The organism is Parasynechococcus sp., from assembly GCF_045559935.1.
GTDB lineage: Bacteria > Cyanobacteriota > Cyanobacteriia > PCC-6307 > Cyanobiaceae > Parasynechococcus.
This window is the reverse complement of sequence record NZ_JBJLJL010000008.1, coordinates 816,832-842,500: the sequence shown is the minus strand read 5'-3', so window position 1 is coordinate 842,500 and position 25,669 is coordinate 816,832. Positions and strand designations below refer to the sequence as shown.

Sequence of the window (25,669 nt, the reverse complement as noted above, 5' to 3'; positions counted from 1 at the left end):
ATTCGGAAATTCCCGGATCAAAGCGTGCTTCCAGCTCCCCGAGACTTATCGCAGGTAACCACGTCCTTCATCGCCTCTGTGTGCCAAGGTATCCACCGTGAGCCCTTTGTAGCTTGACCAATTAACCTCTAAAACGCTTACCGTTGTTGAGACGGATTCTTCTGTTTTCAACCTCAGTTTTCACTGACACTGAAAACAAAATCAAACTCCCCGTCGCTCGACACGACAAGAAGAACATTTTAGAGTCTCGGCTCTTGCTCAAAAGAATTTTCATTGCTCTGGTTCTAGGCATCCTTTCGGATACTCAGACTCAAAACAATGCATCCATGAGATGCTTTGTTTTTTCCAGACTTCACCTATGCAGTTGTCAAGGTTCTGCCAGACTCCAAATCAAATCATTGATTGCTCAATAACTTGAATTGAGCCCAGCATCTTATCAACCAAATCATGAGTTCTCACTCATCCTTGGAATGACAGGAAGCTGGGGTCATCCAGCGGACATCATCCAAATCACACTCCTCATTTCGAGTCATTTCCCGTTACACGGAAAATGGAGATTGAGTTCGGTCAGTGGAGGTTAGGAGACTCGAACTCCTGACATCCTGCTTGCAAAGCAGGCGCTCTACCAACTGAGCTAAACCCCCAACACCGAATGGGCCATCCTGGACTTGAACCAGGGACCTCACCCTTATCAGGGGTGCGCTCTAACCACCTGAGCTAATGGCCCAGGAAAAAAACTCAACCCTTGTGGGGTGTGACCTAGACAAAGTTTAGGAACTGATCATCTCCATAACTCAAATCAACATTGCTGCTGATCCAGTTACTTCAACGCTGAGGTACCGATCGACCTAAGGTGACAGGATTTCGGCCTAAGAATAAAAGTACTCAGGCATCAAAATCGTTGTTTGTCTCCCTGTTAGGAGGTGATCCATCCGCACCTTCCGGTACGGATACCTTGTTACGACTTCACCCCAGTCATCAGCCCCACCTTCGACGTCCTCCTCCACAAGGGTTGGAGTAACGGCTTCGGGCGTGGCCAACTTCCATGGTGTGACGGGCGGTGTGTACAAGGCCCGGGAACGTATTCACCGCAGTATGCTGACCTGCGATTACTAGCGATTCCTCCTTCACGTAGGCGAGTTGCAGCCTACGATCTGAACTGAGCCACGGTTTATGGGATTTGCTTGTCCTCGCGAACTTGCTGCCCTTTGTCCGTAGCATTGTAGTACGTGTGTAGCCCAGGATGTAAGGGGCATGATGACTTGACGTCATCCACACCTTCCTCCGGTTTATCACCGGCGGTCTCTCTAGAGTGCCCAACTAAATGCTGGCAACTAAAGACGTGGGTTGCGCTCGTTGCGGGACTTAACCCAACATCTCACGACACGAGCTGACGACAGCCATGCACCACCTGTCACTGCGTTCCCGAAGGCACCCTCTCGTTTCCAAGAGGTTCGCAGGATGTCAAACCCTGGTAAGGTTCTTCGCGTTGCATCGAATTAAACCACATACTCCACCGCTTGTGCGGGCCCCCGTCAATTCCTTTGAGTTTCACACTTGCGTGCGTACTCCCCAGGCGGAACACTTAACGCGTTGGCTACGACACCGAGGGGGTCGATTCCCCCGACACCTAGTGTTCATCGTTTACGGCCAGGACTACAGGGGTATCTAATCCCTTTCGCTCCCCTGGCTTTCGTCCATGAGCGTCAGTGATGGCCCAGCAGAGCGCCTTCGCCACTGGTGTTCTTCCCGATATCTACGCATTTCACCGCTACACCGGGAATTCCCTCTGCCCCTACCACACTCAAGCCCAACAGTTTCCACTGCCATGATGGAGTTAAGCTCCACGTTTTAACAGCAGACTTTCTGGGCCGCCTGCGGACGCTTTACGCCCAATAATTCCGGATAACGCTTGCCACTCCCGTATTACCGCGGCTGCTGGCACGGAATTAGCCGTGGCTTATTCATCAAGTACCGTCAGATCTTCTTCCTTGATAAAAGAGGTTTACAGCCCAGAGGCCTTCATCCCTCACGCGGCGTTGCTCCGTCAGGCTTTCGCCCATTGCGGAAAATTCCCCACTGCTGCCTCCCGTAGGAGTCTGGGCCGTGTCTCAGTCCCAGTGTGGCTGATCATCCTCTCAGACCAGCTACTGATCGATGCCTTGGTGAGCCTTTACCTACACCAACTAGCTAATCAGACGCGAGCTCATCCTCAGGCGAAATTCATTTCACCTCGCGGCATATGGGGTATTAGCAGCCGTTTCCAGCTGTTATCCCCCTCCTGAGGGCAGATTCTCACGCGTTACTCACCCGTCCGCCACTAACCCGAAGGTTCGTTCGACTTGCATGTGTTAAGCACGCCGCCAGCGTTCATCCTGAGCCAGGATCAAACTCTCCGTTGTAGTTCATGTCCTCTTACAACTCAAATAATTACTTACCTGAATCGCTCAACATGATTTGCGTCACCCATTACTCAGCCAATGCCGGCAACAGTTGAGGCCTCCTTCCCGCTGACACAGAAAGGGTTCTTAAGAGTGCATCTCTAGATTTCTCTTTCAATGACTTTCCAGGATCTCAGATCCGGTTGTTGCTCCACATTGCGCACACCGGCAACCGCAAGGCTCGTGAAAACCTCGCCGTTGCAAGCACAATGCTTCTCTGCAACACGTTTGTTCTTTTGACGGGACCTCACACCTTCATCGCTTCTTCATTCAAATGTGCACCTCACCTTGCGGTTCAATGCTCATCTGAACGCGATGAAAGCGTCAGTTCCTAAACTTTTCAATTGTCCAGGTTCGATCAACTATCCTCTCCTCCCTTTCAGAAGGTGGGTGTTGATCAACGCGGTCTCGCGACCGCTTGTGAAACCTACAACACCGTGGGATCTCTCCCTCCGGGTCCTGTAAGCCGCCTCAGACACCTCAAGGCTTTCGCCTTCAGCGCTTCGGCTTGCGCACTCGCCTCTCGGCTCCTGCGCAAGACAAAACCATAACACCCCTCGCTGCCCCGACGCAATAACAAGCTTCAGGGCAGCAGCAGCGCCTCTCCCCAGGGCAGCAGCTGGGCCAGCTGAGACCAGGAACCAGCTGCCAGCATCGGGAAACTGGCCTGCGCCAGACCCTGACCCGGGACAAGCTGTCCGGGGTCTGCGTCCAGCCAGCGGATCGGGCAGCCCAGCTCCTCAAGCACCAGCCAGGCAGCAGCGAGATCCCAGATCTTTGGAGTGGCCTCCAGTGCCGCAACGGTCTGCCCCATGCCGACACTGAGAAGGTTGAGGCTGGCGACCCCCAAGCAGACGCAGCTTTCCCGGGAACGGCTTCTGCGGGCAGCGCTGGAGCACCCGGATCGAACGGCTGCAGAGGGAGACGCAGGCACTGGTGACCGTGGTGCGGGTCAGGGCCGTGAGCGGCTCACCGTTCCGCCAGACACCGCGGCCTCGGATCGCAACGATGCGCTGGCCCATCGCTGGAATGTCCAGGAAGGCCTCGACGGGACGTCCTGCAGCGAAGCGGGCGACGGAAATCGCCCAGTAGGGGATTCCAGCCGCGAAATTGGTGGTTCCATCCAAGGGATCGACGACCCAGTAAGCCGGCGAATCAGGCACCACCTGAGAGCCTTCCTCACTGAGAACCCCCTCACCGGGAGTGATCCTGTTCAAGCCATCCACCAGGGCTGCATCGCTCCAGCGATCGCAGGCGGTGATCAACGTGCCGTCAGGCTTCACATCCGAACCGATGTGACCGAAGTCCTGTCGTTGCCGCTCGGCAACACGATCCAGCAACTGATGGATGCTGCTGAGCTGATCCGCCCGGAGCAGCGTGCTCACCAGAGGGCCCGCACCGGGGACGCCTCAAGATCAGCGTTGCCAGACCCTGCAGCCGTGGAAGCCAGAGCCGGACAGGCGGCCTTCAGCGGTGTCGGTTCGATCGGGATGACCAGGCGACCGGAATCGGGCTTCGAGGAAGAAAGGTTGGACTCAGGGCAGGCGATCAGAGCATCCAGTCCGGTTCGACGCCGCAGCTCGGCGAGGCTGGTGTTGTACTCCCGGATGGCCTGGGCATAACGGATCTCAGCGTTGGTGAGATCCCTCTGGTTGTCCACCACTTCACGCTGGGTGCTCACACCGGCCTGCACCCTGAGCTGCGACAGACGCAGCGATTCACGCGATGACAGCACTTCGCTGGAGGTGGTCTGGATGTTCTGAATCGCCGTTCTCAGACCGATGAAGCTGTCCTCCACCTCCAGGCGGATCTGATCGCGGGTCGCCGCCAGATTGAAAGCGCTTTCCTCGGCCGCCTGCTTGAAGCGACGGTATTCGGCACGGGCACGTCCACCGTCATAAAGGCGCCAGGTCGCCGTGAGTGCGGAGCTGTTCTGGACACCCCAGGTGTAATCGTCCATGTCGATGGACCCGAGCGAGTCCAGACCGGTCTGGCCTTGATTTCGGAAACTGGTGGTGGTGTTCACGAAGCTGAGCACCGGCTGGACGGCCGCCAGCGAGGCATTCGCCTGACTGTTATTGATCGAGATGTCCAGGATCAGGCGATCCAGCTCTTCGCGGAAGTTGTAGGCGGCCACGATGCTTTCCTGAAGCGTGGGCTCCCAGAGCCCGAGAGGCCGGGCCGGCGTCGCCGCGGTGGGGGTGATGTCCTGAGGGAGATCGAGTAGCGCCGCCAGGTTGCGACGGGTGAAGTCCTGGGTTCCGAGGCGATCGGTGAGGAGATTGCGATCACGGGCCAGCTGCGTCTCCGCTTCGAGCACCTCAAGCTTCGTGTTGACCCCGGCGTTGTAGCGGGCCCTGGCATCGCGGAGGCTGACCAGCGAAGCGCGCACCGAATCCTGTCCGATACGGACGCCTTCGTCGGATTCCTGAAGTCGGAAATAGGCCGTGGCTGCATCCAGGCGGAGATCACGCAAAGCGATCAGATAGCTGTCTCTTGCCTGCTCGTAGCGATCGCGGGCAGCGGCGATGTCCGGTACCCGGGAGGGATTGATGATGTCCCAGCGAACCCGCAGGTTCACGTCCGCGCGCCATTCGCGCCCGTAGCGCTGGGGTTCGCCGCGACGCTCCCGTGCCGGACGGATCACCTCTCCGGTGAGCGGATTGGTCACCTCGGGAATGGTGGTCGACGGAACGAAGTCGGGGTTCCGGTAGGTGTAGGACTTGAAGTACTCCGGCAGGCCGTTGGCGGAGAAATCAACGGTGGGATACCAGGAGGCAATCGTCGCCCGAAGGGCCGACTTGGCCTGGTCCACCTGACTGGCGGCCGCCTTCAGCCTGGGGCTGTTGACTTCAGCCAGCTCGAGGGCATTTTCAAGGGTGATCGGGCGCAGCTCATGGATGCTGACCTGATCGGTCTGATCGGGAAGCGCCAGGCTGGGAGGCGCTTGCAGGGGTTGCAGATCCGCCGGCAGGGACGTGGCAGCCGGTTGGATCTCCGATGGATCAGCCTTCGGTCGTGCTCCCTTCAGCGTGATCGCATCCGGAAGCGTTGATTGATCGACGAGATAACCGGCGGATGTCTCTTCACTCGCCTTGTCCTGACCGAAGGCAGGAAGTGCAACTGTGACCAGCATGCCCGCAATGAGAACACGACCTGCGGAAATCCGATGCACAGCGGTCAATACTCTCGCCGGAGCTTAGGAAGATTCGCCTGAGGGGCCGAGAACGGAGGCCACGATGTCAGCCGCCCCCTCCACAACGCGCACCGGAACAGGCAGGGCTGCACGCAGGGTGTCCAGATCCATGTCGTCGAGGAAGACCGGCTGCCCCTGACGCAGCATCACGGACGGCAACAGCAACTCCTCACCCAGGTCACGCCCCTGCAGACCGTCGATCAGATCCCGGCCGGTCAGCAATCCCGTCACCACCTGATCCTGACCCCAGTACGGACTGGGTAATCCGTGCAGCAGCAGGCTGACACCGTCGACTCCGTTCAGTCGATCGGTCACAGGCTTGAGCGCCTGCTCGACGATGCGGCCCACCACCCAGCTGCAGCGACGGGGATGCGGCACCCTCTCGGGCAGATCGGTCGTGGCCTGATCCAGGGCCTCCAGAAAGGCGCGGATGCTGCCGACTCCATTCTCCTGCTGGGGGAGGTCCTCGTAGTCATCCCGGGGCGGAAGCGGCAGCCCGGCGATCAGGTACCACTCATCGGACAACCAGGTGAAACGGGTCCCCAGCTCTGTCCTGTACTGACCCTGCCGAGCTTCCACCCGAGCGATCACATCCCTCGCACAGGCGGGGTCCACCGGCACCAGGCCGTCATCGGCAGGACGGAAACGGGTGAGACCGACCGGCACGACCGCTGCGGAGAGCACGGCAGGCCACTCACCGCCAGCGAAACGGGACAGATCGCTCAGGGTGCGGTCCAGAGCCGCTCCATCATTCAGGCCAGGACAGACCACCACCTGGGCGTGAATCTGCAGATCCCGCTCGGCGAACCAGGCCAGCTGATCCAGCAGCAGACCCGCCCGAGGATTGTCCAGAAGACGGGCCCGCAGTTCCGGTTCCGTGGCGTGCACAGACACATAGAGCGGCGAGAGACGCTGCGCTTCGATCCGCTGCCAGTCCGCCTCGGTGAGATTGGTCAGGGTGAGGTAGGAGCCATAGAGAAAACTGAGCCTGAAATCGTCGTCCTTTAAATAGAGAGAGCCGCGCCGCCCCGGTGGTTGCTGATCGATGAAGCAGAACGGACATCCGTTGTTGCACTGACGCAACCCATCGAAGAGGGCTTCGGTGAATCCAAGCCCGAGGCCGTCGTCGGCATCCTTCTCCAACTCCACCCGGTGCAGCTCACCCGCGGCGTCACGCACCTCGAGATGAAGCTCCTCCTCGACGCAGAGGTAGCGGTAATCAATCAGATCTCTCGGCCGCACACCGTTGATGCTGAGCAGCTGATCACCGGGTTCGAAGCCGAGCTCCTCCCCAATCGAGCCGGGCTCGACGGAATCCACCACCGCCGGCTGGGGCTGGCGGGAGACGGAATCCGGATCAAGGGCCGAGACCGCGATCCCGGCGGAGGGCTCATTCCACAAGGAGCTGGGAGCGTTTCCTTCAGTGTGCGCCGTAAATGGACCACCAGACCAGCAGCACAACGCCGAACACAAGCCGGTAAGCCACGAAGATCCAGGTGCTGTGTCGCTGGAGAAACTTCAGCAGCCAGTCAATCGCCAGCCAGGACACGATCGTGGCGGAGACGATGCCGAGCAGCAGCGGCAGAGGGCCGGCCTCTCCCGTCGCGGCGAAGGCATCCTTGAGCTCCACAAGACCGGCGATCGTGATCGCCGGAACCCCCAGCAGAAACGAGAAGCGGGCGGCATCGGAACGTTGCCAGCCATCGAAGAGCGAGGCGGTGAGAGTGCTGCCGGAACGGGACACCCCGGGAATCAGGGCCAGCACCTGTGCCAGACCCACCACCAGTCCATCGCGACCGGAGACCTCACCCAGCTGTTTGCGGCGTGGACCGATCCGTTCAGCCAGGGCCAGGAGCAGTGCCATGACAATGGAGACGACCGCGATCGAAGGAACACTGCGCAGCGGTGAGTTCTCGTAGCCCTCATCCCAGAACAGCTTGATCGCCAGACCCACCGCAAGGATCGGGATCGTGCCCAGTGCCATCGCGATCCCCAGCCGAGCTTCCGGCTCCCGCCACTGACCATGCCGGACGGCCCTGGCGATCCCCTTCAGGACGCCGGCGAGATCCTCCCGGAAATAGGCGATCACCGCCACGATGCTGCCCAGCTGGATCGCGGCGGTGACCGACACGCCCGGATCGCCCCAGCCCAGCATCACCGGCACCACCTTGAGGTGAGCCGTGCTGCTGATGGGCAGAAATTCCGTGAGGCCTTGAACGATTCCAAGCACCAGATCGCGCCAGCAGGCCTCGAGCAACCCCAAAGGAGCAGCCGGATCGGTCATGACGGCATCGCAGACGGGGTGACGTTATGTCCGACGCAGGCTCTGAAGATGTCTTCTAAGGTTTCGTGACTTTCTTCACAGACAACGGGGACGGATCTTGATCGGAGGCACCTGGCAGAACACAGCCTCCGACAGAACCGCCGTCGTTCCTGCGACGCAGCGGATCGCGGCCTTGATGGTGGTGCTGCCTGTGTTTCTGCAGGCCCCCTGGGTGCGTCTGCATCCCTTCTCAGCCGTGCTGTTCACCGTCGTGCTGCTGGCCATCGGCATCCCGCTGCAGCACGGTCGGCAGGGCCGAAGTGCCGACATCGGTGCCCTGCTGGTGGGCTTCAGCGGCAGCTGGCTTGCGGGCTGCCTCTTCTGGGGCTGGCTCCGCTCCCATCCCGTTCTTCATCTGCCCATCGAGGCCTTCGCCCTGCCCCTGGCCATCACCGGGCTGAACAGCCGCTGGCATCTCGCATCCGGCTTCTACCTCGCCTCCCTGCTCGGCACCGCCTGCACGGACCTGACCATGGCGATCACCGGCGTCATGCCCTTCTGGCCAGCTGTTGTCTCAGCTCCCCTTGATCTGGCACCAGCCCTTCTTCACGAAGCCGGCATGCAGCTGATGCATCCGCTGCCCTTGACCGTTCTCTCGCTGGCGGCGATCACGGTGCTCCTGCTCGGCCGCTGGATGCATCGGAAATCCCAGAGCACGGTGCCGGCCTCGGAAACCTGGTCCATGGCTGCCGCTGTGCTCACCACAACCCTCTGGGTGGACGGACTGTTCCTGCTCGCCGCTGTGCTTCAACCGGGCATGAGCGGATTGATCGAGTGAAACGAACTGCAAAAGCTGCCGGGAGCAAACGGATCGGCAAGGAATCCGACTTGTAGTCTTCCCGGACCGGCTCTGCCGGACGAACCGTTCCGAATTTCTCCGGAGTGTTGTGATGAAGCGGCTGCTGAGCTGGCTGACTGGCCTTGTGGTGATGGCAGGCCTGATGGCCGGATTAATCCTCCCGGCGAGCGTCCATGCCGAAGACGACCTGCTCGAGAAGTATTCGGGCAGCGAGATCCGCAACGTGGCGGACGACAAGATCGCTGAGCGCGAGGGGAAGGTGGACCTCAACAACTCCTCCGTGCGTCGCTTTCAGCAGTTCCCCGGCATGTACCCGACCATGGCCGGCAAGATCGTGCTGGGCGGCCCCTACAGCGATGTTGATGAAGTGCTCAATCTGGATCTGAGCGAGCGGCAGCGGGAGCTGTTCGCCAAGTACCGCGACAACTTCACGGTGACTCCTCCGTCGATCGCTCTGAACGAGGGTGATGATCGGATCAACGACGGTCAGTACCGCTGATCTCCCTGACGGGCGAGACTTTCCCCCAGGACACCGTCGGCTGACCCGGCGGTTTTTTTTGCCTGTCCGATGGTGAATCCCCGACGCGTCGATCCCATCTCACCCGGACCCTGGGATGTGGTGGTGATCGGGGCCGGCGCGGCCGGTCTGATGAGCTGCCTGGAACTGCCGCAGGGCCTATCGGTGCTGCTGCTCAACCGCAACACCGGACGACGCTCCTCAAGCCGATGGGCTCAGGGGGGCATCGCGGCGGTGACCCGGCCGGAGGACAGTGCTCTCTGTCATGGCGAAGACACGCTGCGGGCGGGAGCAGGGCTCTGCGACGGTGATGCCGTGCGGCTGCTGGTGGATCAGGCACCGGGGTGCGTCGAGCGGCTGCAGCAGCTCGGCATGGCCTTCGACCGAGCTGGTGGTGCACTGGCCACCACCCTGGAGGCGGCCCACAGCCATCGCCGGGTGCTGCATGTGCAGGACCGCACAGGGCGTGCCCTGGTGGATGTGCTGCGCGAGCGGGTTGAGCAGCGCCAGGGGTTGGAGCATCGCCGCGGCGTTCGGGTCACCCAGCTGCTGGTGGAGAACGGTCGCTGCTGCGGCATCCAGGTGCTGGACGGTCATCAGCTGCACTGGATCCGCTGCCGCGCCGTGGTGCTTGCCAGCGGGGGCGGTGGTCACCTGTTCGCCAACACCACCAACCCGGCCCAGGCCTGCGGCGAAGGCATCGCCCTGGCCTGGCAGGCAGGGGCGGCTGTGGAGGATCTCGAGTTCGTGCAGTTCCACCCCACCGCTCTGCGCCTGGACGATGCCCCCTGCTTCCTGATCTCGGAAGCGGTGCGGGGTGAAGGAGGCGTCCTTGTGGACGCCGAGGGGGGCAGCCCGGTCGCCGACCTGGCGCAACGGGACCTGGCCCCGCGGGATCAGGTGAGCCGGGCCCTCGTGCATGCCATGCAGCGCCAGAACGTCGAGCAGATGTGGCTCGACTTCTCGGCGATCCCCCAACAGCAGGCCGAGGCACGGTTTCCGACGATCCTGGATCGCTGCGGTGAATACGGTCTGAACCCCTTGGAACGTCCGATCCCCGTGGCACCCGCTGCCCACTACTGGATGGGGGGCGTGGCCACGGATCTGCAGGCCGCCACCGACCTCCCCGGCCTCTACGCCGTGGGCGAAGTGGCCTGCACCGGAGTGCATGGCGCCAACAGGCTGGCCAGCAACTCGCTGATGGAATGTCTGGTGTTCGCCGGACGCATGGCATCGATCGAGCTCGGTCCCGTCGCGGGGCCTCAGGCCGCCCCCCATGTGGATCGCTGCGCCACCGCCCTGGGCCACGCTGAAACCAGCGCTGGACTGATGGATCAGATCGAACAGCTGCGTCAGCTGTGCTGGCGACGGGCGGGGGTGGACCGCAGCGTCCGAGGCATGACGAACGCTCTGGCAGAGCTGCAGCGGCAGCGTCGCTGGCTGGATCATCAACCTCTGCTTGAGCGACTGCGCACGCTCTCTGGCGATCAGGCCCTTGCACTGGAAGACAGCAGCCGCCGCGATCTGAATCTGCTTCTGGATGTCAGCCACCGTCTGCTGGCCAGCCGTCTTCTGCTCGAGGCCTGCCTGTTCCGACGCGAAAGCCGCGGTGGCCATTTCCGCACCGACGCGCCCAGACCACTGCCCCAGTGGCAGCGGCATTCCCGTCAGTCCCGGGCGCAGGGGATCCGCACCCGGGACGTGCGGCCCTGAGGCGGGATCAGAACTCCCTGGGCCCCTCGTAGCCACTGAGGTCTGCGAGTTTGTCCAGAGGCTTCACGCCGGAATCGATGCTGCCGTTGATCTCCCAGCTGGGGAATCCCTGCAGACCTTTGCTCTTGCAGAGATCAACCTGGTTGTTCTGGCCATCGGGAGCACACTCCACCACCTTGAGCGCCTTGGCGGCTTCCTTGCCGAACAGCTCCTTCTGTTCATGACAGTGGGGACACCAGTAAGCGGAATACATCACCGCTCCACCGGCGGTGAGGTGCTCCGCCAGAGCCTGCTTGGACGGGTTGCTGACCGTGGTGACGAGCGGTGGTGTTCCCGGGCCACCGCTGGCGACCGCCTCCGGACGCTCGGGATCGAGCACCGAGGCCCAGATCAGGCCACCGAGCAGAACAGCAAGGGCCAGAAGGATGCCGCGGAACAGCAGCTGACCAGGTTCCTCCCAGCCACCACCCACAATGCTGAGCACCATCAGCAGCAGCGAGAGCACGGCCGAAAGAACGCAGAAGAAACAGAAGGCCTGGATCTTCAGCACCATCAGGCCCAGCAGCACCAGGCTGAACACCGCCATTCCCACGGACACGGCGAACAACCCCCACCAGGTGCGGCGGGACAGATCCGCTTTGTTCTCCTGCAGACCTGGCAACAGCGGCAGCAAGGCCATCAGCAGCACGGCGCCGTAGGCCAGAACACCGATCAATGACAGCGGGATGCCATCTGCCACCGTGCCCCAGGGGCTGTTGAGCACCTTGTCGCAACCGTCTGCCCCCATCGGGCAGGTGAGATCACCGATCACCCCCCAGCGCTTGAGGGTGATGGAACCGGTGTCGATCAGACCGACGGTGGCCAGCACCGCCATGGCAATCCGGGCCCACTTGGCGCCGGGGTCCTGGCGGCGGCGGCTGACGAGACGGGTGGTTCCCATCCATGAACTTCAGGTGATGGAAGTTTGACAGTTCCGCCGGGAAGAGGCCTCTCCGTAGGCTGAAGAGTGGCCCTGCGGCGCAGTGATGACGAGCACCTCCCGGAAACCGACCGTCGCCTTCGCGCATCTGGGTTGCGAGAAGAACAGGGTCGACACCGAACACATGCTGGGGCTGCTGACCAACGCCGGTTACGGCGTGAGCGCCGATGAAGACGATGCGGCCGTCGTGGTGGTGAACACCTGCAGCTTCATCCAGGACGCCCGGGAGGAGTCGGTGCGCACCCTGGTGAACCTCGCGGAACAGGGGAAGGAACTGATCATCGCCGGCTGCCTCGCCCAGCATTTTCAGGACGAACTTCTGGAATCGATCCCGGAGGCGAAGGCGATCGTCGGCACCGGCGACTACCAGCACATCGTTGAGGTGCTGCAGCGGGTGGAGGCGGGCGAGCGGGTGAACCGTGTGAGCGCAGTCCCGAGCTTCGTCGGGGATGAGCACCTGCCGCGGCTGCGCACCACCGACCAGTCCGTGGCTTATCTGAAAGTGGCCGAGGGCTGCGATTACCGCTGCGCCTTCTGCATCATCCCCAAGCTGCGAGGAGACCAACGCAGCCGGCCGATCGAATCGATCGTCGCCGAAGCGCACCAACTGGCGGAGCAGGGCGTGCAGGAACTGATCCTGATCAGTCAGATCACCACCAATTACGGCCTGGATCTCTACGGCAAGCCGAAGCTGGCGGAGTTGCTGCGGGCCCTGGGAGAGGTGGAGATTCCCTGGATCCGGGTGCATTACGCCTATCCCACCGGGCTGACACCGGAGGTGCTGGCGGCCTACCGCGAGGTGGCCAACGTGCTGCCCTATCTGGACCTGCCGCTGCAGCACAGCCACCCGGAGGTGCTGCGGGCGATGAACCGCCCCTGGCAGGCGGATGTGAACGACCGGCTGCTGGATCAGATCCGCGAACAGCTGCCGGATGCGGTGCTGCGCACCACCTTGATCGTTGGCTTCCCAGGCGAGACCGAAGAGCACTTCCAGCATCTGATGGCCTTTCTGGAGCGTCAGCGCTTCGACCACGTGGGGGTGTTCACCTTCTCGCCGGAGGACGGAACCGCAGCAGCGGATCTGGCAGACCGCGTGGATCCGGACGTGGCCCAGGCCCGCAAGGATGCCCTCATGGCCCTGCAGCAGCCGATTTCCGAGGAACGCAACCAACGCTGGGTCGGTCGCACGGTGGATGTCCTGATCGAACAGCACAACCCGGAGACCGGCGCCATGGTCGGACGCTGCTCCCGCTTCGCACCGGAGGTGGACGGCGAGGTGCAGGTGCTTCCCGGTGACGACGGACGCCAGGCCCGGCCGGGATCGATGGTGCCGGTGCTGATCACAGGGGCCGACATCTACGACCTGAACGGACAGATCGTGGGAGCCCGGGCGATGGTGGCGGCAGCAAGAGCCGACGCTTGACCGCTCCTCCCCTGCGGCTGGAACAGCAGCGAAGCCTGTTCCTGGTCGCCTCCGGCGTGAGCACTGCCGGGTCCTTCGCCGGCATCACCGCGAAGGGCTGGATCCTCATGCACGGCAGTGCTGAACCGCTGGTGCTGGCTCTGAATTTCGCGGCTCTTTCGCTGCCAACCCTTGCGATCAGCGGACCCGCCGGCGTGCTCACCGACCGCATCGGTTGCGAACGGGTGCTGGTGCGCTCGCAGTGGGCGCTGCTGGCAGCGGCAGCCCTGGGGGCCCTTGCGATCCCGCTGCTGGATGGCACAGCCCAGGTGCTGCTGCTCCTCGGCAGCACCCTGCTGGTGGGAATCGCCGGTGCCTACGAACAGACAGCCCGCAACAAGTACTGCTCGCTGCTGGTGAATCATCCCGGGGAGCTGGGGAGCTATCTGGCCAGCTTCTCGGTGGTGTTCAACGTGGGAAAACTGGTGGGTCCGCCGATCGGCGGCCTGCTGGTGGCCGCGACCGGTCCGGCCTGGGCCCTGGGCATCGACGCCACCAGCTATCTGCTGCCGATTGCCAGCGTGATGTTTCTGCTCCGGCCCAGGCGTGACCAGGAACAGCGCAGCGCCCCGGGTGAACGGGCCAGCCTCAGCAATGCCTGGCAGGACTGCGGATCCACACTTCGCGGTGTCCTGAGCCTGACCGCCGTGCTCTGTCTGGTGAATTTCTTCCATCCCGGACTCGCTCCCCTGATTGCGGAGCGCGTGCTCGGTCCTTCGCCCCAGGACCTCGGCTTGTTCACCAGCGTGCTGGCTGCCGGCAGCATCGCCGGCGGTGTGGTGCTGCAGCGCAACAGTGACCGTTTCTGCCGCCGTCCTTTTCTGACTCTGGGAGGCTTCGGACTGGTCACCTCGATCGCCCAGCTGGGCATGGCCCGGTCTCCGGGAGTCGCGTTCAGCCTGGCGATGGCCTTCCTGATCGGAGCCGGCACGGCAGGGTTGCTGAGCAGCTGCAACCTGATCAGCCAGATCGGTTCGCCCCAGGTGATGCGCGGCCGCATGGCCGGACTGAGTCAGATCGCCTTTCTCGGCGGGGGTGGGTTGAGCGGACTGCTGGCGGCCGCCCTCGTGATGGTCACGGATCTGCCGACCACCTTCGCGATCAGCGGCGGGATCGGTGCCGCTCTTGCACTGCTCTGGATTCAGCGACGCTCCGACCAGCGGCTGGAACCGCTCAGATCAGCTTGATCCCCTTCAGAAGCTTGGTGAGCACAAAAGCAACGGCCAGACCGGTTCCGACCAGACCGAGATAGATGGCGATGCCCATGTGCAAGTAAGGAGCTGACCACCATTAGATCAGAGATTGGACGGGGTCCTCGGCATTGCGCTTAGGGTTCGTTAACGAACGCGTGTCATCGGACCACCGTTGACCCTCGACCGGGCCGACCGGATCTTTCCCCTATCCGTCCGACGCCATGCGCACCCTCTTCATCTATCCCGAGTTCCCGAAAACCTTCTGGAGCTACGAAAAGATTCTGGAGCTGGTGAACCGCAAGGTTCTGCTCCCTCCGCTGGGGATGGTGACGGTGGCGGCCCTGCTTCCCCAGCAGTGGGAGATGAAATTGGTCGACCGCAACGTCCGCGAGGTCACGGATGCGGAATGGGACTGGGCGGAACTGGTGATCATCTCCGGGATGATCGTTCAGAAGGACGACATGGCCGTGCAGATCGGCCGCGCCAAGCAGCGCGGCCTGCCCGTGGCCGTCGGCGGGCCATTCGCCAGCTCCACCCCGGACGCACCCGAACTCGACGAAGCGGATTTCAAGATCCTCGATGAGGGCGAAATCACCCTTCCTCTGTTCCTGGAGGCACTCGAGCGCGGTGAAACCAGCGGCCGCTTCACGTCGGACGGTGACAAGCCGGATGTGACGGCAACGCCGATTCCCCGCTTTGATCTGCTGCAGCTCGACGCCTACGACTCCATGAGCGTGCAGTTCTCCCGGGGCTGTCCGTTCAACTGCGAGTTCTGCGACATCATCGTTCTCTACGGCCGCAAACCGCGCACCAAGACGCCTGAGCAGCTGGTGGCAGAGCTTCAGTCGCTCTACGACCTGGGCTGGCGTCGTTCCATCTTCCTGGTGGACGACAACTTCATCGGCAACAAGCGCAACGCCAAGTTGCTGTTGCCCGAGATCCGCACCTGGCAGGAGGAGCGTGGTTATCCCTTCAGCTTCGCGACAGAAGCTTCCGTGGACCTCGCCGATGACGATGAAATGATGCGCATGATGCACGACGCACGCTTCGAAAGCGTGTTCCTCGGCATCGAAACGCCGGATGAGTCGAGCCTCGAAACCGCCCGCAAGGTGCAGAACACCAGGAATCCACTCGATGCGGCTGTGGATCGGATCACCGCTAACGGGATCCGTGTGATGGCCGGGTTCATCATCGGTTTCGACGGTGAGAAGGATGGTGCCGGCCACCGCATCGTTGATTTCGTGACCCGCACCGGCATTCCCGCCGCGATGATGGGAATGCTGCAGGCCCTGCCGAAAACAGCCCTGTGGGCCCGTCTGGAAAAGGAAGGTCGTCTGATCCAGGGCGAAGAAGCCGCCAAGGGCGTGAACCAGACCAACCTGCTCAACTTCAAGCCCACCCGACCGATCCGGGACATCGCCAACGAGTACGTCGAAGCGTTCTGCGCCCTGTATGAGCCCAATGCCTACATGGACCGGGTTTACAGCTACTACCTGAAGATGGGAGCTCCCCGCTGGAAGGCCGCCCCCAAACTCCCCACCTGGACAGACCTTCGTGCGCTCAGCATCGTGATCTGGCGCCAGGGCATCAAGCGGGACACCCGCGGACGCTTCTGGAAATACATGCTGGGCATGACCCGCCAGAATCCTGCCCTGCTGGAACAGTTCCTGGTGGTGCTTGCCCACAACGAGCACTTCCTCGAGTACCGCTCGATCGTGCAGCGTGAGATCCGCGAGCAGCTGGAGTCGCTGCCTCCCGAAGAGCCCAGCACGACCAGGTCACTCCAAGCGGTCTGAGCCGGCATCCGAACCGCTGATCCAACAGGACATCAGTCCTGGACGTAGTCGACTCCGCTGCGAAGGCAGTGCTCAGCCTTCTGCAGTTCACGGCCGAGATAAAGAGCGTGATCAAGACGGCTGAGGGGATGAGGCCCCTCGCCTTCGGTGAGCTGGATGCCGATCTCCTTGGCACTGCGACCGCGGAACACCGCTGATGGGGAACGGGAACGGCTGCCACCGCGGCAGCTCAGCACCTCTCCCGTCTCAGGATCATGGGCCAGTCCCTTGGCATCGATCGTGTTGCCGTAATGCTCGAGGATCAGCTCAGCGGCTCCCCGATCAACCTTGATCAGGAAATAGCCCTTGGGATCGAGCGCGATGAAGCGCTGGGAGAGGCTCTCATCGAGACCATCGATCGCCTCGGCCACCGCAGGGAGTTCAGATGTCATGACCATTCCTTCAACTTACAAAGTCAGGCCCGGCGCTTCCGTCTTGAAGGGCAGTTCGGCATTGATGGCCTCGATCTCCTCCAGCATCAGGCCGTTCACCTTGGGCAGCCAGGCACGGATCAGAGCGTCCATGCGGGGGTGATACCAGCGGTGCAGGCTGGCGTGGGGGCGGGCCACAAAGCCGCGACGGCGCTTGTGGCTTCCGCCGGCGCCGGGATCGAAGCTCTCCAGACCCTGTTCAATCGCCCAGGCGATCGGAGCGTAGTAACAGACCTCGAAATGCAGGCAGTCGACTTCTTCCTCGCTGCCCCAGTAACGACCCCAGAGTGAGCGCTGATCCCGCACGCACATCGACATCGCCACCGGCTGATGCGGGTCGCCGCGATGGGCGGAGAACAGCACCACCTGATCGCGCTGGTCGGCAGCCAGGGTCTCGAAGAAGCGCTCTTCGAGGTACTTGCTTCCCCAGGGCCCCCATCGGGCGCAGTGCTGCTCGTAGAAACCATGCATGCTCTTCATGAGCTGCAGGTCCAGCTGCTCCCCCGTCAGGGGGGTCACCGTGAGACCCGCCTGCGAGACGGCCTTGCGTTCGCGCTTGATGTTGCGCCTCTGGTTGGCATTGAACCCCCGCAGATAGTCATCGAAGCTGCGATCGTCACCACGGCTCCAGAGGCTCTGCTGATTCAGCCAGGTGGCACAGCCGGCGGCTTCGGCGAGCGGCCTCCACTCGGGATCGACGTAGAGGAAGTTGCAGCTGAGGATTCCGTTGTGCTCGCAGAAGGCATCGATCGCCTGCATCAGCACGGCGGTGAGCTCCGCGGCGTCCTCTCCATCCAGCACATGGAAGCGGTAACCGAGCACCGGACTGACGGGGCTCATCCCCAGCAGCTTGGGGTAATACCGCAGACCCAGGTCAGCGGCGAGGCGCGCGAAGGTCTGATCAAAGACGAACTCGCCGTAACTGTGGCCTTTCAGATAAAGAGGGGCGACGGCAATGGGCGTGTCGCCGCGCCAAAGGGCGAGATGCAGCGGCTGCCAGCCCTGATCGGGCACGATGCTGCCGGAGGTTTCCAGAGCATCCAGCCAGCCCCAGCGGTAGAAGGGGATGGCGTCAGCCCCCACCAGAGCCTGCCAGTGCTGCTCCGGAATCTCCTGGATCGACCGGTGCCAGCGAGCGGTGAGCGCAACCATGGTGGTGAGGCTAACGAGACCGACCGGAACGCTGATCGCGGGAAGGTGCTCAGAACATGATGCCGTTGGCCTTGTTCTTTCTCTTGGATCCGATCAACGCGGAACGCAAGGAGCTCTGCCACGGATTTCAACGGATCCGCCGGTAGCGCGTCAGCAACTCATCTCCTGGAAGCGGGCGGACCTCGTCCAACCGCCAGGAGCGAGGCGAACCGAGTGAACCTGGCAGAGCGTGTGCATCCTGCGGCAGCCAACTGTGAACACCGCCGAGAAGAGATGGCACCAGGGTCAGCTGAAGTTCCTCGACGGCGTCCTCCTGAAGCAGATCAGCTGCCAGACGGCTCCCTCCGAGCAGCACAAGGTGCTGCACTCCAAGCGATGACAGGGTCAACAGTCGCTTGTCCCATGATTGCCCCAACGGAATCCAGCGATCAAAACCCCTCTCCACGGCAGACGGGGCCAGCAACCAGCGCTCCAGCGGTTGCTGAAAGAAGCGCCACTCGATTGGGAAGGCATGTCCACGACTCACCACCACCGCCGCAGGCTGGGCAGGGCGGCCTGCGCTGAGGCGCTGCTCCAGCAGATCCTGATCACGGATGAGTGCCGTGCAGCGATGGGCCCTGAGCGTGCCGGCTCCGATCAGGCAGGCATCCGCCCAGACCAGAGCCTCCTCCAGCACTCGCCGGTCACCAGGACCGCCCAGCTGGGCCGCTCCTCCCTGGGGGGGAGCTAACCGACCATCGAGACTGACCGCCAGCACCAACCGAACATGCGGCCGTTGCGGGCCGGTCGCCGCATCAGACGGTGGCAACCGACTCGAGCGTTGCAGGGGTCATCTCCAGCTGAGGCGACTCGGCGTAGACCTCAGCGGCATTGTTCGGACTCTCCTGCAACCGGATTTTGTGCAGATGCGCTCCGATCGCCTTCACCGGCGTGCTGAGACGATCGGCGATGTGCAGAGCGATGTTCTCAGCGGTGGGAACGCAGTCGGCGAAGAACGGCACATCCTTGTTGAGGAACGTGTGATCGAAAGGCTCCACCACCAGATCGTCCACCAACCGCTGCAACGCTGAGAGATCGCAGACCATGCCGGTGCGGGGATCGATGGCACCGCGCACCGTCACATCCACCAGATAGTTGTGGCCGTGGCCATGGGGACGGGCGCATTTGCCGTAGATGCGCTCGTTCTCCTCCTGGCTCAGTTCCGGCCGGGCCAGACGATGCGCAGCGGCGAAGTGGGTCCGAATGGTCAGAAAGGCGTCCATGGGATGTCCGAGGTAGTCGGCCCAGAGGCCCGGTTGTTCGTAGAGGCGCAGCGCCGTGATCGGCAGGTGGGAGCTGAGACGCTGCCAGATCACCCGCACCAGCGCCTCGGTGGTGGGAAGACAGCCGGCGGGGGTTGAGAGATCGAACTCCGGCCAGGCCTCGTTGAGGAAGCGGAAGTCCAGCTGACCGGTCACCTCACTGCGGATGGCGTGCTTCACCTCGGAGAGATTCAGCACCATGCCGTCGGCATCGAGGCCACCGGCCATGGAAACGATCAACTCGTAGTTATGGCCATGGCCCGGTGAGATGGCACAGGGTCCGAACCGGGCCGCATTGTCATCCGCCGAGAGTTCGGGCAACCAGTAGCGGTGGCTGGCACTGAAGCAGGCCCTCCGCGTGATCACACAACCACGACCCTGGCCGTGGCGTGCAGGTGACTTCGTTTCAGTCATGTGACGTTCCGGCCGCAGGGCATCCTAATGAGCTAATGCCCTTGATCGAGCCATGGCGGAATCCGTCCCCTCTCTGAAGCAGCGTCTTGGGGGCCGCAGCCTGTACCTCGTGGGCATGATGGGATCCGGGAAGACCAGCACCGGCAGGCCGCTCGCCGAACGCCTGGGCTACGGATTCGTGGATGCTGACGCGGTGATCGAACAGGCCGCAGGCTGCACCATTCCTGAAATCTTCGAACAGGACGGGGAATCGGGATTCCGCGCGATCGAGACCCAGGTGCTCAATGCCATCAGTCAGCGTCACTCGCTCGTGGTGGCCACAGGTGGAGGTGTCGTGACGCAATCGGCGAACTGGGGCCTGCTTCACAGCGGCATCGTGATCTGGCTGGACGTGGACCGCGAACAGCTGCTCAAAAGGCTTCGGGCTGACACAACCGCGAGGCCCCTGCTGCAGCGCCCCAACCCGGAGGCTGCCCTGGATGCGCTGCTGAATGAACGACGCCCGCTGTACGCCGAAGCCGACCTCACCGTGGTGATCGATGAGGAGCCACCCGATGTGGTGGCCGACGGAATTCTTCAGTTGCTGCCAAGCCTGCTGCGAGATCCAACCCAGCGATCCAACAACTGAATCAACGCTCCGGCGGCTCCAACCGCACCGCAAACCACTGCAGCGTCATGCCCGGGCTGATCTCCAGATCACAGGCCGTATCCAGCAGGCGTTGCGCCGCCGCCGCCGGATCGGGACGGTCTGCCAGATCGGCTGGCAGCGATTCCAGCTTCCGCAACCAGCCCGTGAGCCATGTCAGGGTGTCGGCGGCGCTGAGCAATCGTTCCGGCTGGCCCGGTTCCAGCACCACATAGTCATCACAGGCACGGATCAGGGGGTCGGACATTTGCGGAGACTTCTGGCCCTGATCATCGCCATCACCATCCTGCTCAGCGACTCACCCGCATGGGCCACGCCGCTGGACGAACGGCTCCACAGCTGGCCGGACTGGAGTCTGCCGGCTCCCTTGTCGCGTCCTTCGAACCGCGACGACCTCATCTATCCGGACTGGTTTTCAGGGCTGTGGCAGGTGGAGAGCCGCGATCTGGATGCACCTGCCGACGAACCGCTGATCCACCAGGCCCTGTTTGCACCTGATGCCCGCGATCGGCTGGTGGGGGATCGCAGCTTCAATGCCATGGCCATCGGTCGGGCCCTGCTCGGCGAGCAGCTGCTGCGGGTGGAGGACGACCCGGAATCGGCCAACCGCCAGATCGCCTGGCTCAAGGGAGACCTGAGGCTGGAAACCACGGTGACCGGCCGACGCCAGGAGACCCCTGATCAGACGTCATTTCTGGCGGACGAGCTGGTGCTGCAGATCCTTCATGCGCCGGGACCTCCGCGACTGAGTCGGATTGAAACCCTGAGCAGGTACCACCGCTGCGGAGATGAGATCTGCGCCGAACAATGGCAAGGGCGATACGCCTCTCCCGGAGAGAGCCTGCGCGATCAGGCTGTTGCCCATCACCACTACCAGCTCCGATTCACACCTCTTCCAGAGTCCGCTCCATCAGCTTGAGCTCCAGCTGATCGCGCCAGTGAAACAGAGGCTGCAGCTTGGGATGATCCAGCAGCCCGGCGACACCCTTTCCGGCCAGCTGACTGCCCGAGGAAGGCGGGAAACAGAGCAACGACAACTGAGCCGCCACCGACAGGTCAGCCAGGGTCATGGATGTGCCCACCAGCCAGGGAGTGTGCTGAACGGCGGCGGACAGCTGCTCAAGGCTGGACAGCAGATCAGCCCGGTCACCCTGGTTCACCAGTTCGGAAACGGTGCTCACCCAGCCACCTGGGATCACCCCCATCGCGGAACGCACCGGATCGGGCAGATCGTCTGGCAGCAGAGCCACCCGCAGCTCCGGATCCAGAGCCGCGGCCTGAACCAGCGCCGATCGGCCGGCAGCCGCCAGCGTCGTGTCCGCCCAGTCCTCGATCAGATGCACCTGCGCTGCCAGCTGCGGATCGGAGGGGAGAAGAGTCGGTTCGGGATCGCGCTGCTCCAGGTGCCGAGCGATGGCACTGGAATCCGCCAGCACCGTGTCGCCGTCCACAAGCACCGGCACCTGGCGCTGACCGGAGAGGCGGAACACAGCCAGCTGACCGATGCCGGGACTGACATCCACGGTGCGGTAGCTGAGCCCCTTGGCCTGAAGCACCATGCGCACTTTCAGACAAAAGGCGGAATGGCGGAATTGGTGCAGTTCCAGCATCGCGGCCACCGGAAGGAATCGGCACAGTAGCCAGTGTCTTCCGATGTTCGCCAGCACCGCGCGGGATGCGTTGGGCGAAACGACTGACCACGGTCGCAAGCTTTAAAAAACGCCTTATATTTCCTCGATATCGCCACAAATTCATGGCGGCTGAAGGTTCTGGAAAATTCGCAGACATTGAGAGCCTGCGTCAGCACGTCATTCAGCAATGCGATGTGCTGGGTTATACGATTTCAAGCCCATCAGAGCAGAACAAGACTGACGGCTTCGAGATCAACCGAAACGATGAGAATATCTCCGTTCAGATCAAGAATCACCGCGCCAAAACGAACATTGCCGAGGTCTGCAAGTTCACTGAATTCCTGGACCTCGACCAGTGTTCTCACCTCAGCGGTGGCTGGCTGATTTCCACGAGCGGCTTCAGCAAGCCCGCTCTCACCCACGTTCGCACCGAACGCCCCTCCAACCTGCGCCTGGGCACATCAACGCCCTACGGCATCCGCTGGAACTACGACCCTCTGGGTGAAGACGATCTGGCAGCCGACGAATCCTTCGGCTTCTCCGACTGCCACTCGCAACAGCCCATCACCTACATCGGTGTGTTCACCTGCAAAGGAGGTGTCGGCAAGACCACCGTTGCGGCCCACCTGGCAGGAGCCTTTGCTCTGCAGGGCTACGACGTGATCCTGGTGGACCTGGATCCCGACAGGAATCTGCGCAAGCTGTTCATCGAAGATCAAACATCTGACGATGAAACAGCTTCGCTCTATGTGCCCGCCCATCGCAAAGGCTTCATCGGCAGCACAATCACCGTGCTGAATGCTGAGGAATGGGACGAACGCCAATATCCGGACGTCAAAATCGTGATCTGTGACTGTTCACCTGTTCTCAGCGAGAACCCTTCACGATTCATCCGGCGCTTTGATCATTGCCTCATCCCCACCACTCTCAGCCCTCTTGGAATCGCCAAGAATGGCGATGTGATCACCCGCACCTTCCGCCATATACGAAGCATCAACCACACCGCAGCCCTGCACACCCTGATCAATTGCTACATCGATGACGGCGCCTTCGCGAAACGCAATCGATTGCTGCTTTCAGCCCTCGAGACTCACATCCGGGATTACCAGAAGGAAGATTCCAACTGTCAGCTGATTGATCCAAAGGACGCCCGCATCCGACGCAATGACAATCTTCTGTACTGGGGTTATCACATCGTCGATGGCAGCATGCCGCGACTGGCTTTCAACGAAGTGCTCGGACGCAGTGTTCCTCGCACCGATTTCCTGCAGCTTGCCGAATACCTGGAAATCAAGACCTCCATCCGGGAGATGCACAAACCATTGGCATCCGAGCCCACCGCTGCTGCGGCCTGAGGCGAAGGCTGTTTCAATACTGATGTCGGTTCAGTTTCTCTCCAGAGCCATCACGTTCACTCCGGCATGAAGGAATTCTTTCTCAACGTCACCCGCTATCCCCGTTACATGGTGACCTTCACCCTCGGGGTGATGAATTCCGTGGCCGAGCCTCTGGCCCGTCGCCGCAGCAATCCCGTCACTGCGGTCTCTCTGATCGGAGCCCTGATCAGCGGTTTCATCACCCTCTCCCTGGTGCTGCGTGCCATGGTGAACGCAGCACCGGTTGCGTGATGGCTCAGGGGCGGCGGGTCGAACGGGTGGCGGCCCTGATCCGCAAAGAAACCAGCGAACTGCTGATCAACGGGATCCGTGACGAACGGGTCCATCAGGGCATGGTGAGCATCACCGAAGTGGAGGTGTCCGGCGACCTCCAGCACTGCAAGATCTTCGTGAGCATCTTCGGCGAACCGGAGGACCGCCATCAGGTGCTGGAAGGCCTGCAGGCCGCCAGCGGCTATCTGCGCGGTGAGCTGGGTCGACGATTGCAGATGCGCCGGTCGCCGGAGGTGGTCTTCCAGCTCGATCGCGGCATCGAGAAGGGCACCTCCGTGCTGGGCCTGCTGAACCGCCTTGAGGGGGAACGTCAGGAACGCGGCGAGATTCCTCCGGGAAGCGATGAACAGCAGCCCGACTGAGGCGGAACTGCGGCGGCGAGTCGCCGAGCTGCTGGTGGTGCGGGCCAGCGGTCACCTCGAGGACCGCCAGCGCCGCTACCCCCGCTGGGAACTGACCAATGCGGACCTGCAGCGATTGCTGGAGCAGGGAGTGGGAGGGGTGATCCTGCTCGGAGGCAGCGCCGCCGAACTGCGGCAGCGCACCCACCAGCTCCAGGCATGGGCACCACAGCCTCTGCTGCTCTGCGCCGATGTGGAGGAGGGCGTCGGTCAGCGCTTCGAAGGAGCCAGCTGGCTGGTGCCGCCTCTCGCCCTGGGGCGCCTGCACCAGAGACGTCCGTCAGTGGCACTGGCTCTGGCGGAACGCTACGGCCGCTGCACCGGCGATCAGGCCCGACGCTGCGGCCTCAACTGGGTGTTGGGGCCTGTCTGCGATGTCAACAACAACCCCGCCAATCCGGTGATCAATGTGCGGGCCTGGGGTGAGGATCCGGAGACCGCCGGACTTCTGGCAGCGGCCTTCCAGGCCGGGCTGCGCCTGGCTGGCGTTCTGGGCTGCGCCAAGCACTTCCCTGGCCATGGCGACACCAGCAGCGATTCCCATCTGGACCTGCCGGTGCTCCCCCACAACCGAGAGCGCCTCGACGCGATCGAGCTGCCGCCGTTCCAACGGCTGATCGCCGCCGGCATCGATGCCGTGATGACAGCCCATCTGCTGCTGCCTGAGCTGGATCCGCAGCAACCGGCCACCCTCTCCGGAGCGGTGCTCACGGATCTTTTACGCCGTGATCTCGGATTCGACGGACTGGTGGTGACCGATGCCCTGGTGATGGAGGCGATCGCGGCCCGCCATGGTGCAGCCGAAGCGGCGGTGCTCGCCTTCGCCGCCGGAGCCGATCTGATCCTGATGCCGGCCGATGCCTCCGCCGCCATCGATGGACTGGTGGAGGCCCTGCGCAGCGGTCGCATTCCGATCCAGCGGCTTGAGGACGCCATCCGACGACGACGGTCCGCGCTGGCCAGGGTGTCCCCGGGCGATGAATCCGAAGGACCCTTGGTCACGGCCGCAGACCTCGCTCTGGAGGAGCAACTGGTGGAGAGCTCTCTGATCCGCCTGTCAGCTCGGGAGATCAGCCCTGCCGCGGGGCTCAATCTGATCCGGGTGGATGGTGTTCTGCCCTGCCCGCCTCTCGACAGCAGCGCCCCGGCGATCACACAGCCCCTGGCGCATGGGTTCCGTCCGGTGCTGATCCACGGGCAGGGTGTCTCCCCCTGGCAGGATCAACCGGAAAGCCCCCTTGCCCTGGAACGGCTTGGTGATGGCCCGGTGCTCCTGCAGCTGTTCCTGCGCGGCAATCCCTTCCGAGGCGATCGCGACAGCCGCGAACCCTGGGGGGCTGCCGTTCTCCAGCTGCAGCGGTTGAAGCGGCTGGCGGGTCTGCTCATCTATGGCAGCCCGTATCTGTGGGAGGAACTGCAGCCCCTGCTGAATTCCACGATTCCCGCGCTTTACAGCCCGGGGCAGATGCCTGTGGCGCAACGACTGGCCCTCGGGCAACTGCTGCCGGAATCAGCGGCTGGATTCAGCGCGGATTTCACCGACTGAGCGCCTTAACCTCGCGCCA

Annotated in this window: 23 protein-coding genes, 2 tRNA genes, 2 rRNA genes and 1 pseudogene (1 of these 28 cut by a window edge); 12 read left to right on the top strand and 16 right to left on the bottom strand. The window is 62.6% G+C overall.

Features of this window, described 5'->3' with window-relative positions:
* The 8 genes and pseudogenes from ACJ0G7_RS08805 to ACJ0G7_RS08770 all read right to left on the bottom strand — a co-directional run.
* Positions 1 to 119, bottom strand: a 23S ribosomal RNA gene (locus ACJ0G7_RS08805) (it extends 2,747 nt beyond the left edge of the window).
* A 452-nt stretch (positions 120 to 571) separates the two neighbouring features.
* Positions 572 to 644, bottom strand: a tRNA-Ala gene (locus ACJ0G7_RS08800).
* A gap of 9 nt (positions 645 to 653) precedes the next feature.
* Positions 654 to 727, bottom strand: a tRNA-Ile gene (locus tag ACJ0G7_RS08795).
* Positions 728 to 916: 189 nt separating this feature from the next.
* Positions 917 to 2,402: ribosomal RNA gene (locus ACJ0G7_RS08790) — 16S ribosomal RNA — on the bottom strand.
* Together the 16S and 23S rRNA genes with 2 tRNA genes alongside form the textbook arrangement of a ribosomal RNA operon.
* Positions 2,403 to 3,024: 622 nt before the next feature.
* Positions 3,025 to 3,826 (bottom strand): annotated as a pseudogene (locus ACJ0G7_RS08785) (inositol monophosphatase family protein).
* Positions 3,823 to 5,577 carry a TolC family protein gene (locus tag ACJ0G7_RS08780; protein ID WP_071839698.1) on the bottom strand — a complete coding sequence of 585 codons (1,755 nt, stop codon included), beginning with the start codon at positions 5,575 to 5,577 and terminating at the stop codon, positions 3,823 to 3,825. The pseudogene ACJ0G7_RS08785 and the gene ACJ0G7_RS08780 overlap by 4 nt, the downstream one beginning before the upstream one ends.
* 63 nt (positions 5,578 to 5,640) lie before the next feature.
* On the bottom strand, positions 5,641 to 7,038 hold the full coding sequence (locus ACJ0G7_RS08775; RefSeq protein WP_407395778.1) for a TIGR03279 family radical SAM protein: 1,398 nt from the start codon (positions 7,036 to 7,038) through the stop codon (positions 5,641 to 5,643).
* A 19-nt stretch (positions 7,039 to 7,057) separates the two neighbouring features.
* Positions 7,058 to 7,921: an undecaprenyl-diphosphate phosphatase gene (locus ACJ0G7_RS08770; protein ID WP_043693068.1), complete on the bottom strand. Its 864-nt coding sequence runs from the start codon at positions 7,919 to 7,921 to the stop codon at positions 7,058 to 7,060.
* A gap of 97 nt (positions 7,922 to 8,018) precedes the next feature.
* Between ACJ0G7_RS08770 and ACJ0G7_RS08765 the strand changes: the two genes are divergently transcribed.
* The 3 genes from ACJ0G7_RS08765 to nadB all read left to right on the top strand — a co-directional run bounded on the left by ACJ0G7_RS08765 (position 8,019) and on the right by nadB (position 10,989).
* A complete protein-coding gene (locus ACJ0G7_RS08765; protein WP_043693072.1) occupies positions 8,019 to 8,738 on the top strand; it encodes a DUF3120 domain-containing protein in 720 nt (239 codons plus the stop codon).
* A 112-nt stretch (positions 8,739 to 8,850) separates the two neighbouring features.
* Positions 8,851 to 9,258 (top strand): photosystem II complex extrinsic protein PsbU, encoded by a 408-nt coding sequence (psbU, locus tag ACJ0G7_RS08760; protein WP_407395776.1) that lies wholly within the window; start codon positions 8,851 to 8,853, stop codon positions 9,256 to 9,258.
* Between the two features lie 69 nt (positions 9,259 to 9,327).
* Positions 9,328 to 10,989 carry an L-aspartate oxidase gene (gene nadB, locus ACJ0G7_RS08755; RefSeq protein ID WP_407395775.1) on the top strand — a complete coding sequence of 554 codons (1,662 nt, stop codon included), beginning with the start codon at positions 9,328 to 9,330 and terminating at the stop codon, positions 10,987 to 10,989.
* A 7-nt stretch (positions 10,990 to 10,996) separates the two neighbouring features.
* Here the strand turns inward: nadB and ACJ0G7_RS08750 are convergent, their stop codons facing one another.
* Positions 10,997 to 11,929: a vitamin K epoxide reductase family protein gene (locus ACJ0G7_RS08750; RefSeq protein WP_043693082.1), complete on the bottom strand. Its 933-nt coding sequence runs from the start codon at positions 11,927 to 11,929 to the stop codon at positions 10,997 to 10,999.
* A gap of 85 nt (positions 11,930 to 12,014) precedes the next feature.
* Between ACJ0G7_RS08750 and rimO the strand changes: the two genes are divergently transcribed.
* Positions 12,015 to 13,391, top strand: a complete 1,377-nt coding sequence (gene rimO, locus ACJ0G7_RS08745; protein WP_043693085.1) for a 30S ribosomal protein S12 methylthiotransferase RimO — start codon at positions 12,015 to 12,017, stop codon at positions 13,389 to 13,391.
* The gene (locus ACJ0G7_RS08740; protein ID WP_407395773.1) at positions 13,388 to 14,617 is read left to right on the top strand and encodes an MFS transporter; all 1,230 of its coding nucleotides are present in this window, start codon (positions 13,388 to 13,390) and stop codon (positions 14,615 to 14,617) included. Before rimO ends, ACJ0G7_RS08740 begins: the two co-directional genes overlap by 4 nt.
* Here the strand turns inward: ACJ0G7_RS08740 and ACJ0G7_RS08735 are convergent.
* A complete protein-coding gene (locus tag ACJ0G7_RS08735; RefSeq protein ID WP_043693092.1) occupies positions 14,604 to 14,696 on the bottom strand; it encodes a hypothetical protein in 93 nt (30 codons plus the stop codon). The two genes, ACJ0G7_RS08740 and ACJ0G7_RS08735, sit on opposite strands and share 14 nt — an antisense overlap.
* Before the next feature lie 148 nt (positions 14,697 to 14,844).
* On the opposite strand from ACJ0G7_RS08735, the gene ACJ0G7_RS08730 reads away from it, so the two are divergent.
* Entirely contained in the window at positions 14,845 to 16,419 is a 1,575-nt protein-coding gene (locus ACJ0G7_RS08730; protein ID WP_407395771.1) for a B12-binding domain-containing radical SAM protein, read from the top strand.
* Positions 16,420 to 16,451: 32 nt separating this feature from the next.
* Here ACJ0G7_RS08730 and ACJ0G7_RS08725 read toward each other — a convergent pair whose 3' ends face one another.
* The 4 genes from ACJ0G7_RS08725 to ACJ0G7_RS08710 all read right to left on the bottom strand — a co-directional run bounded on the left by ACJ0G7_RS08725 (position 16,452) and on the right by ACJ0G7_RS08710 (position 19,756).
* Entirely contained in the window at positions 16,452 to 16,856 is a 405-nt protein-coding gene (locus ACJ0G7_RS08725) for a DUF4346 domain-containing protein (RefSeq protein ID WP_043693097.1), read from the bottom strand.
* A 9-nt stretch (positions 16,857 to 16,865) separates the two neighbouring features.
* Positions 16,866 to 18,041, bottom strand: coding sequence for a GNAT family N-acetyltransferase (locus tag ACJ0G7_RS08720; RefSeq protein ID WP_407395769.1), 1,176 nt, complete (start codon positions 18,039 to 18,041; stop codon positions 16,866 to 16,868).
* Between the two features lie 127 nt (positions 18,042 to 18,168).
* Positions 18,169 to 18,849, bottom strand: a complete 681-nt coding sequence (locus ACJ0G7_RS08715) for a RibD family protein (RefSeq protein ID WP_253912842.1) — start codon at positions 18,847 to 18,849, stop codon at positions 18,169 to 18,171.
* Positions 18,836 to 19,756, bottom strand: coding sequence for a 6-carboxytetrahydropterin synthase (locus ACJ0G7_RS08710; RefSeq protein ID WP_407395768.1), 921 nt, complete (start codon positions 19,754 to 19,756; stop codon positions 18,836 to 18,838). Before ACJ0G7_RS08710 ends, ACJ0G7_RS08715 begins: the two co-directional genes overlap by 14 nt.
* A gap of 52 nt (positions 19,757 to 19,808) precedes the next feature.
* Here ACJ0G7_RS08710 and ACJ0G7_RS08705 point away from each other — a divergent pair, with 52 nt between their 5' ends.
* Positions 19,809 to 20,384 carry a shikimate kinase gene (locus tag ACJ0G7_RS08705; RefSeq protein WP_407395766.1) on the top strand — a complete coding sequence of 192 codons (576 nt, stop codon included), beginning with the start codon at positions 19,809 to 19,811 and terminating at the stop codon, positions 20,382 to 20,384.
* A 1-nt stretch (position 20,385) separates the two neighbouring features.
* Here the strand turns inward: ACJ0G7_RS08705 and ACJ0G7_RS08700 are convergent, their stop codons facing one another.
* Positions 20,386 to 20,649, bottom strand: a complete 264-nt coding sequence (locus ACJ0G7_RS08700; RefSeq protein ID WP_407395764.1) for a chlororespiratory reduction protein 7 — start codon at positions 20,647 to 20,649, stop codon at positions 20,386 to 20,388.
* Between ACJ0G7_RS08700 and ACJ0G7_RS08695 the strand changes: the two genes are divergently transcribed.
* A complete protein-coding gene (locus tag ACJ0G7_RS08695; RefSeq protein WP_407395763.1) occupies positions 20,650 to 21,321 on the top strand; it encodes a DUF6816 family protein in 672 nt (223 codons plus the stop codon).
* Here the strand turns inward: ACJ0G7_RS08695 and ACJ0G7_RS08690 are convergent.
* On the bottom strand, positions 21,287 to 22,012 hold the full coding sequence (locus tag ACJ0G7_RS08690; protein WP_043697021.1) for a glutathione S-transferase family protein: 726 nt from the start codon (positions 22,010 to 22,012) through the stop codon (positions 21,287 to 21,289). The genes ACJ0G7_RS08695 and ACJ0G7_RS08690 overlap by 35 nt on opposite strands.
* A 143-nt stretch (positions 22,013 to 22,155) precedes the next feature.
* Between ACJ0G7_RS08690 and ACJ0G7_RS08685 the strand changes: the two genes are divergently transcribed.
* From ACJ0G7_RS08685 to ACJ0G7_RS08670, 4 genes are all read left to right on the top strand, one after another.
* Positions 22,156 to 23,388 carry an AAA family ATPase gene (locus ACJ0G7_RS08685; RefSeq protein ID WP_407395762.1) on the top strand — a complete coding sequence of 411 codons (1,233 nt, stop codon included), beginning with the start codon at positions 22,156 to 22,158 and terminating at the stop codon, positions 23,386 to 23,388.
* A 66-nt stretch (positions 23,389 to 23,454) separates the two neighbouring features.
* On the top strand, positions 23,455 to 23,661 hold the full coding sequence (locus ACJ0G7_RS08680) for a DUF751 family protein (protein WP_043693116.1): 207 nt from the start codon (positions 23,455 to 23,457) through the stop codon (positions 23,659 to 23,661).
* Entirely contained in the window at positions 23,661 to 24,065 is a 405-nt protein-coding gene (gene rbfA / locus ACJ0G7_RS08675) for a 30S ribosome-binding factor RbfA (RefSeq protein WP_043693119.1), read from the top strand. Before ACJ0G7_RS08680 ends, rbfA begins: the two co-directional genes overlap by 1 nt.
* Positions 24,046 to 25,650 carry a glycoside hydrolase family 3 N-terminal domain-containing protein gene (locus ACJ0G7_RS08670; protein ID WP_407395761.1) on the top strand — a complete coding sequence of 535 codons (1,605 nt, stop codon included), beginning with the start codon at positions 24,046 to 24,048 and terminating at the stop codon, positions 25,648 to 25,650. The genes rbfA and ACJ0G7_RS08670 overlap by 20 nt, the downstream gene beginning before the upstream one ends.
* Positions 25,651 to 25,669 lie beyond the last annotated feature (19 nt).

What these genes read in the sequence shown, in the direction of transcription:
- ACJ0G7_RS08780 (WP_071839698.1), bottom strand. Translation starts at nt 5,577, where the DNA reads ATGCTGGTCACAGTTGCACTTCCTGCCTTCGGTCAGGACAAGGCGAGT.
- ACJ0G7_RS08770 (WP_043693068.1), bottom strand. Translation starts at nt 7,921, where the DNA reads ATGACCGATCCGGCTGCTCCTTTGGGGTTGCTCGAGGCCTGCTGGCGC.
- psbU (WP_407395776.1), top strand. Translation starts at nt 8,851, where the DNA reads ATGAAGCGGCTGCTGAGCTGGCTGACTGGCCTTGTGGTGATGGCAGGC.
- nadB (WP_407395775.1), top strand. Translation starts at nt 9,328, where the DNA reads ATGGTGAATCCCCGACGCGTCGATCCCATCTCACCCGGACCCTGGGAT.
- ACJ0G7_RS08750 (WP_043693082.1), bottom strand. Translation starts at nt 11,929, where the DNA reads ATGGGAACCACCCGTCTCGTCAGCCGCCGCCGCCAGGACCCCGGCGCC.
- rimO (WP_043693085.1), top strand. Translation starts at nt 12,015, where the DNA reads ATGACGAGCACCTCCCGGAAACCGACCGTCGCCTTCGCGCATCTGGGT.
- ACJ0G7_RS08735 (WP_043693092.1), bottom strand. Translation starts at nt 14,696, where the DNA reads ATGGGCATCGCCATCTATCTCGGTCTGGTCGGAACCGGTCTGGCCGTT.
- ACJ0G7_RS08730 (WP_407395771.1), top strand. Translation starts at nt 14,845, where the DNA reads ATGCGCACCCTCTTCATCTATCCCGAGTTCCCGAAAACCTTCTGGAGC.
- ACJ0G7_RS08725 (WP_043693097.1), bottom strand. Translation starts at nt 16,856, where the DNA reads ATGGTCATGACATCTGAACTCCCTGCGGTGGCCGAGGCGATCGATGGT.
- ACJ0G7_RS08720 (WP_407395769.1), bottom strand. Translation starts at nt 18,041, where the DNA reads ATGGTTGCGCTCACCGCTCGCTGGCACCGGTCGATCCAGGAGATTCCG.
- ACJ0G7_RS08710 (WP_407395768.1), bottom strand. Translation starts at nt 19,756, where the DNA reads ATGACTGAAACGAAGTCACCTGCACGCCACGGCCAGGGTCGTGGTTGT.
- ACJ0G7_RS08705 (WP_407395766.1), top strand. Translation starts at nt 19,809, where the DNA reads ATGGCGGAATCCGTCCCCTCTCTGAAGCAGCGTCTTGGGGGCCGCAGC.
- ACJ0G7_RS08700 (WP_407395764.1), bottom strand. Translation starts at nt 20,649, where the DNA reads ATGTCCGACCCCCTGATCCGTGCCTGTGATGACTATGTGGTGCTGGAA.
- ACJ0G7_RS08690 (WP_043697021.1), bottom strand. Translation starts at nt 22,012, where the DNA reads ATGCTGGAACTGCACCAATTCCGCCATTCCGCCTTTTGTCTGAAAGTG.
- ACJ0G7_RS08685 (WP_407395762.1), top strand. Translation starts at nt 22,156, where the DNA reads ATGGCGGCTGAAGGTTCTGGAAAATTCGCAGACATTGAGAGCCTGCGT.
- ACJ0G7_RS08680 (WP_043693116.1), top strand. Translation starts at nt 23,455, where the DNA reads ATGAAGGAATTCTTTCTCAACGTCACCCGCTATCCCCGTTACATGGTG.
- rbfA (WP_043693119.1), top strand. Translation starts at nt 23,661, where the DNA reads ATGGCTCAGGGGCGGCGGGTCGAACGGGTGGCGGCCCTGATCCGCAAA.
- ACJ0G7_RS08670 (WP_407395761.1), top strand. Translation starts at nt 24,046, where the DNA reads ATGAACAGCAGCCCGACTGAGGCGGAACTGCGGCGGCGAGTCGCCGAG.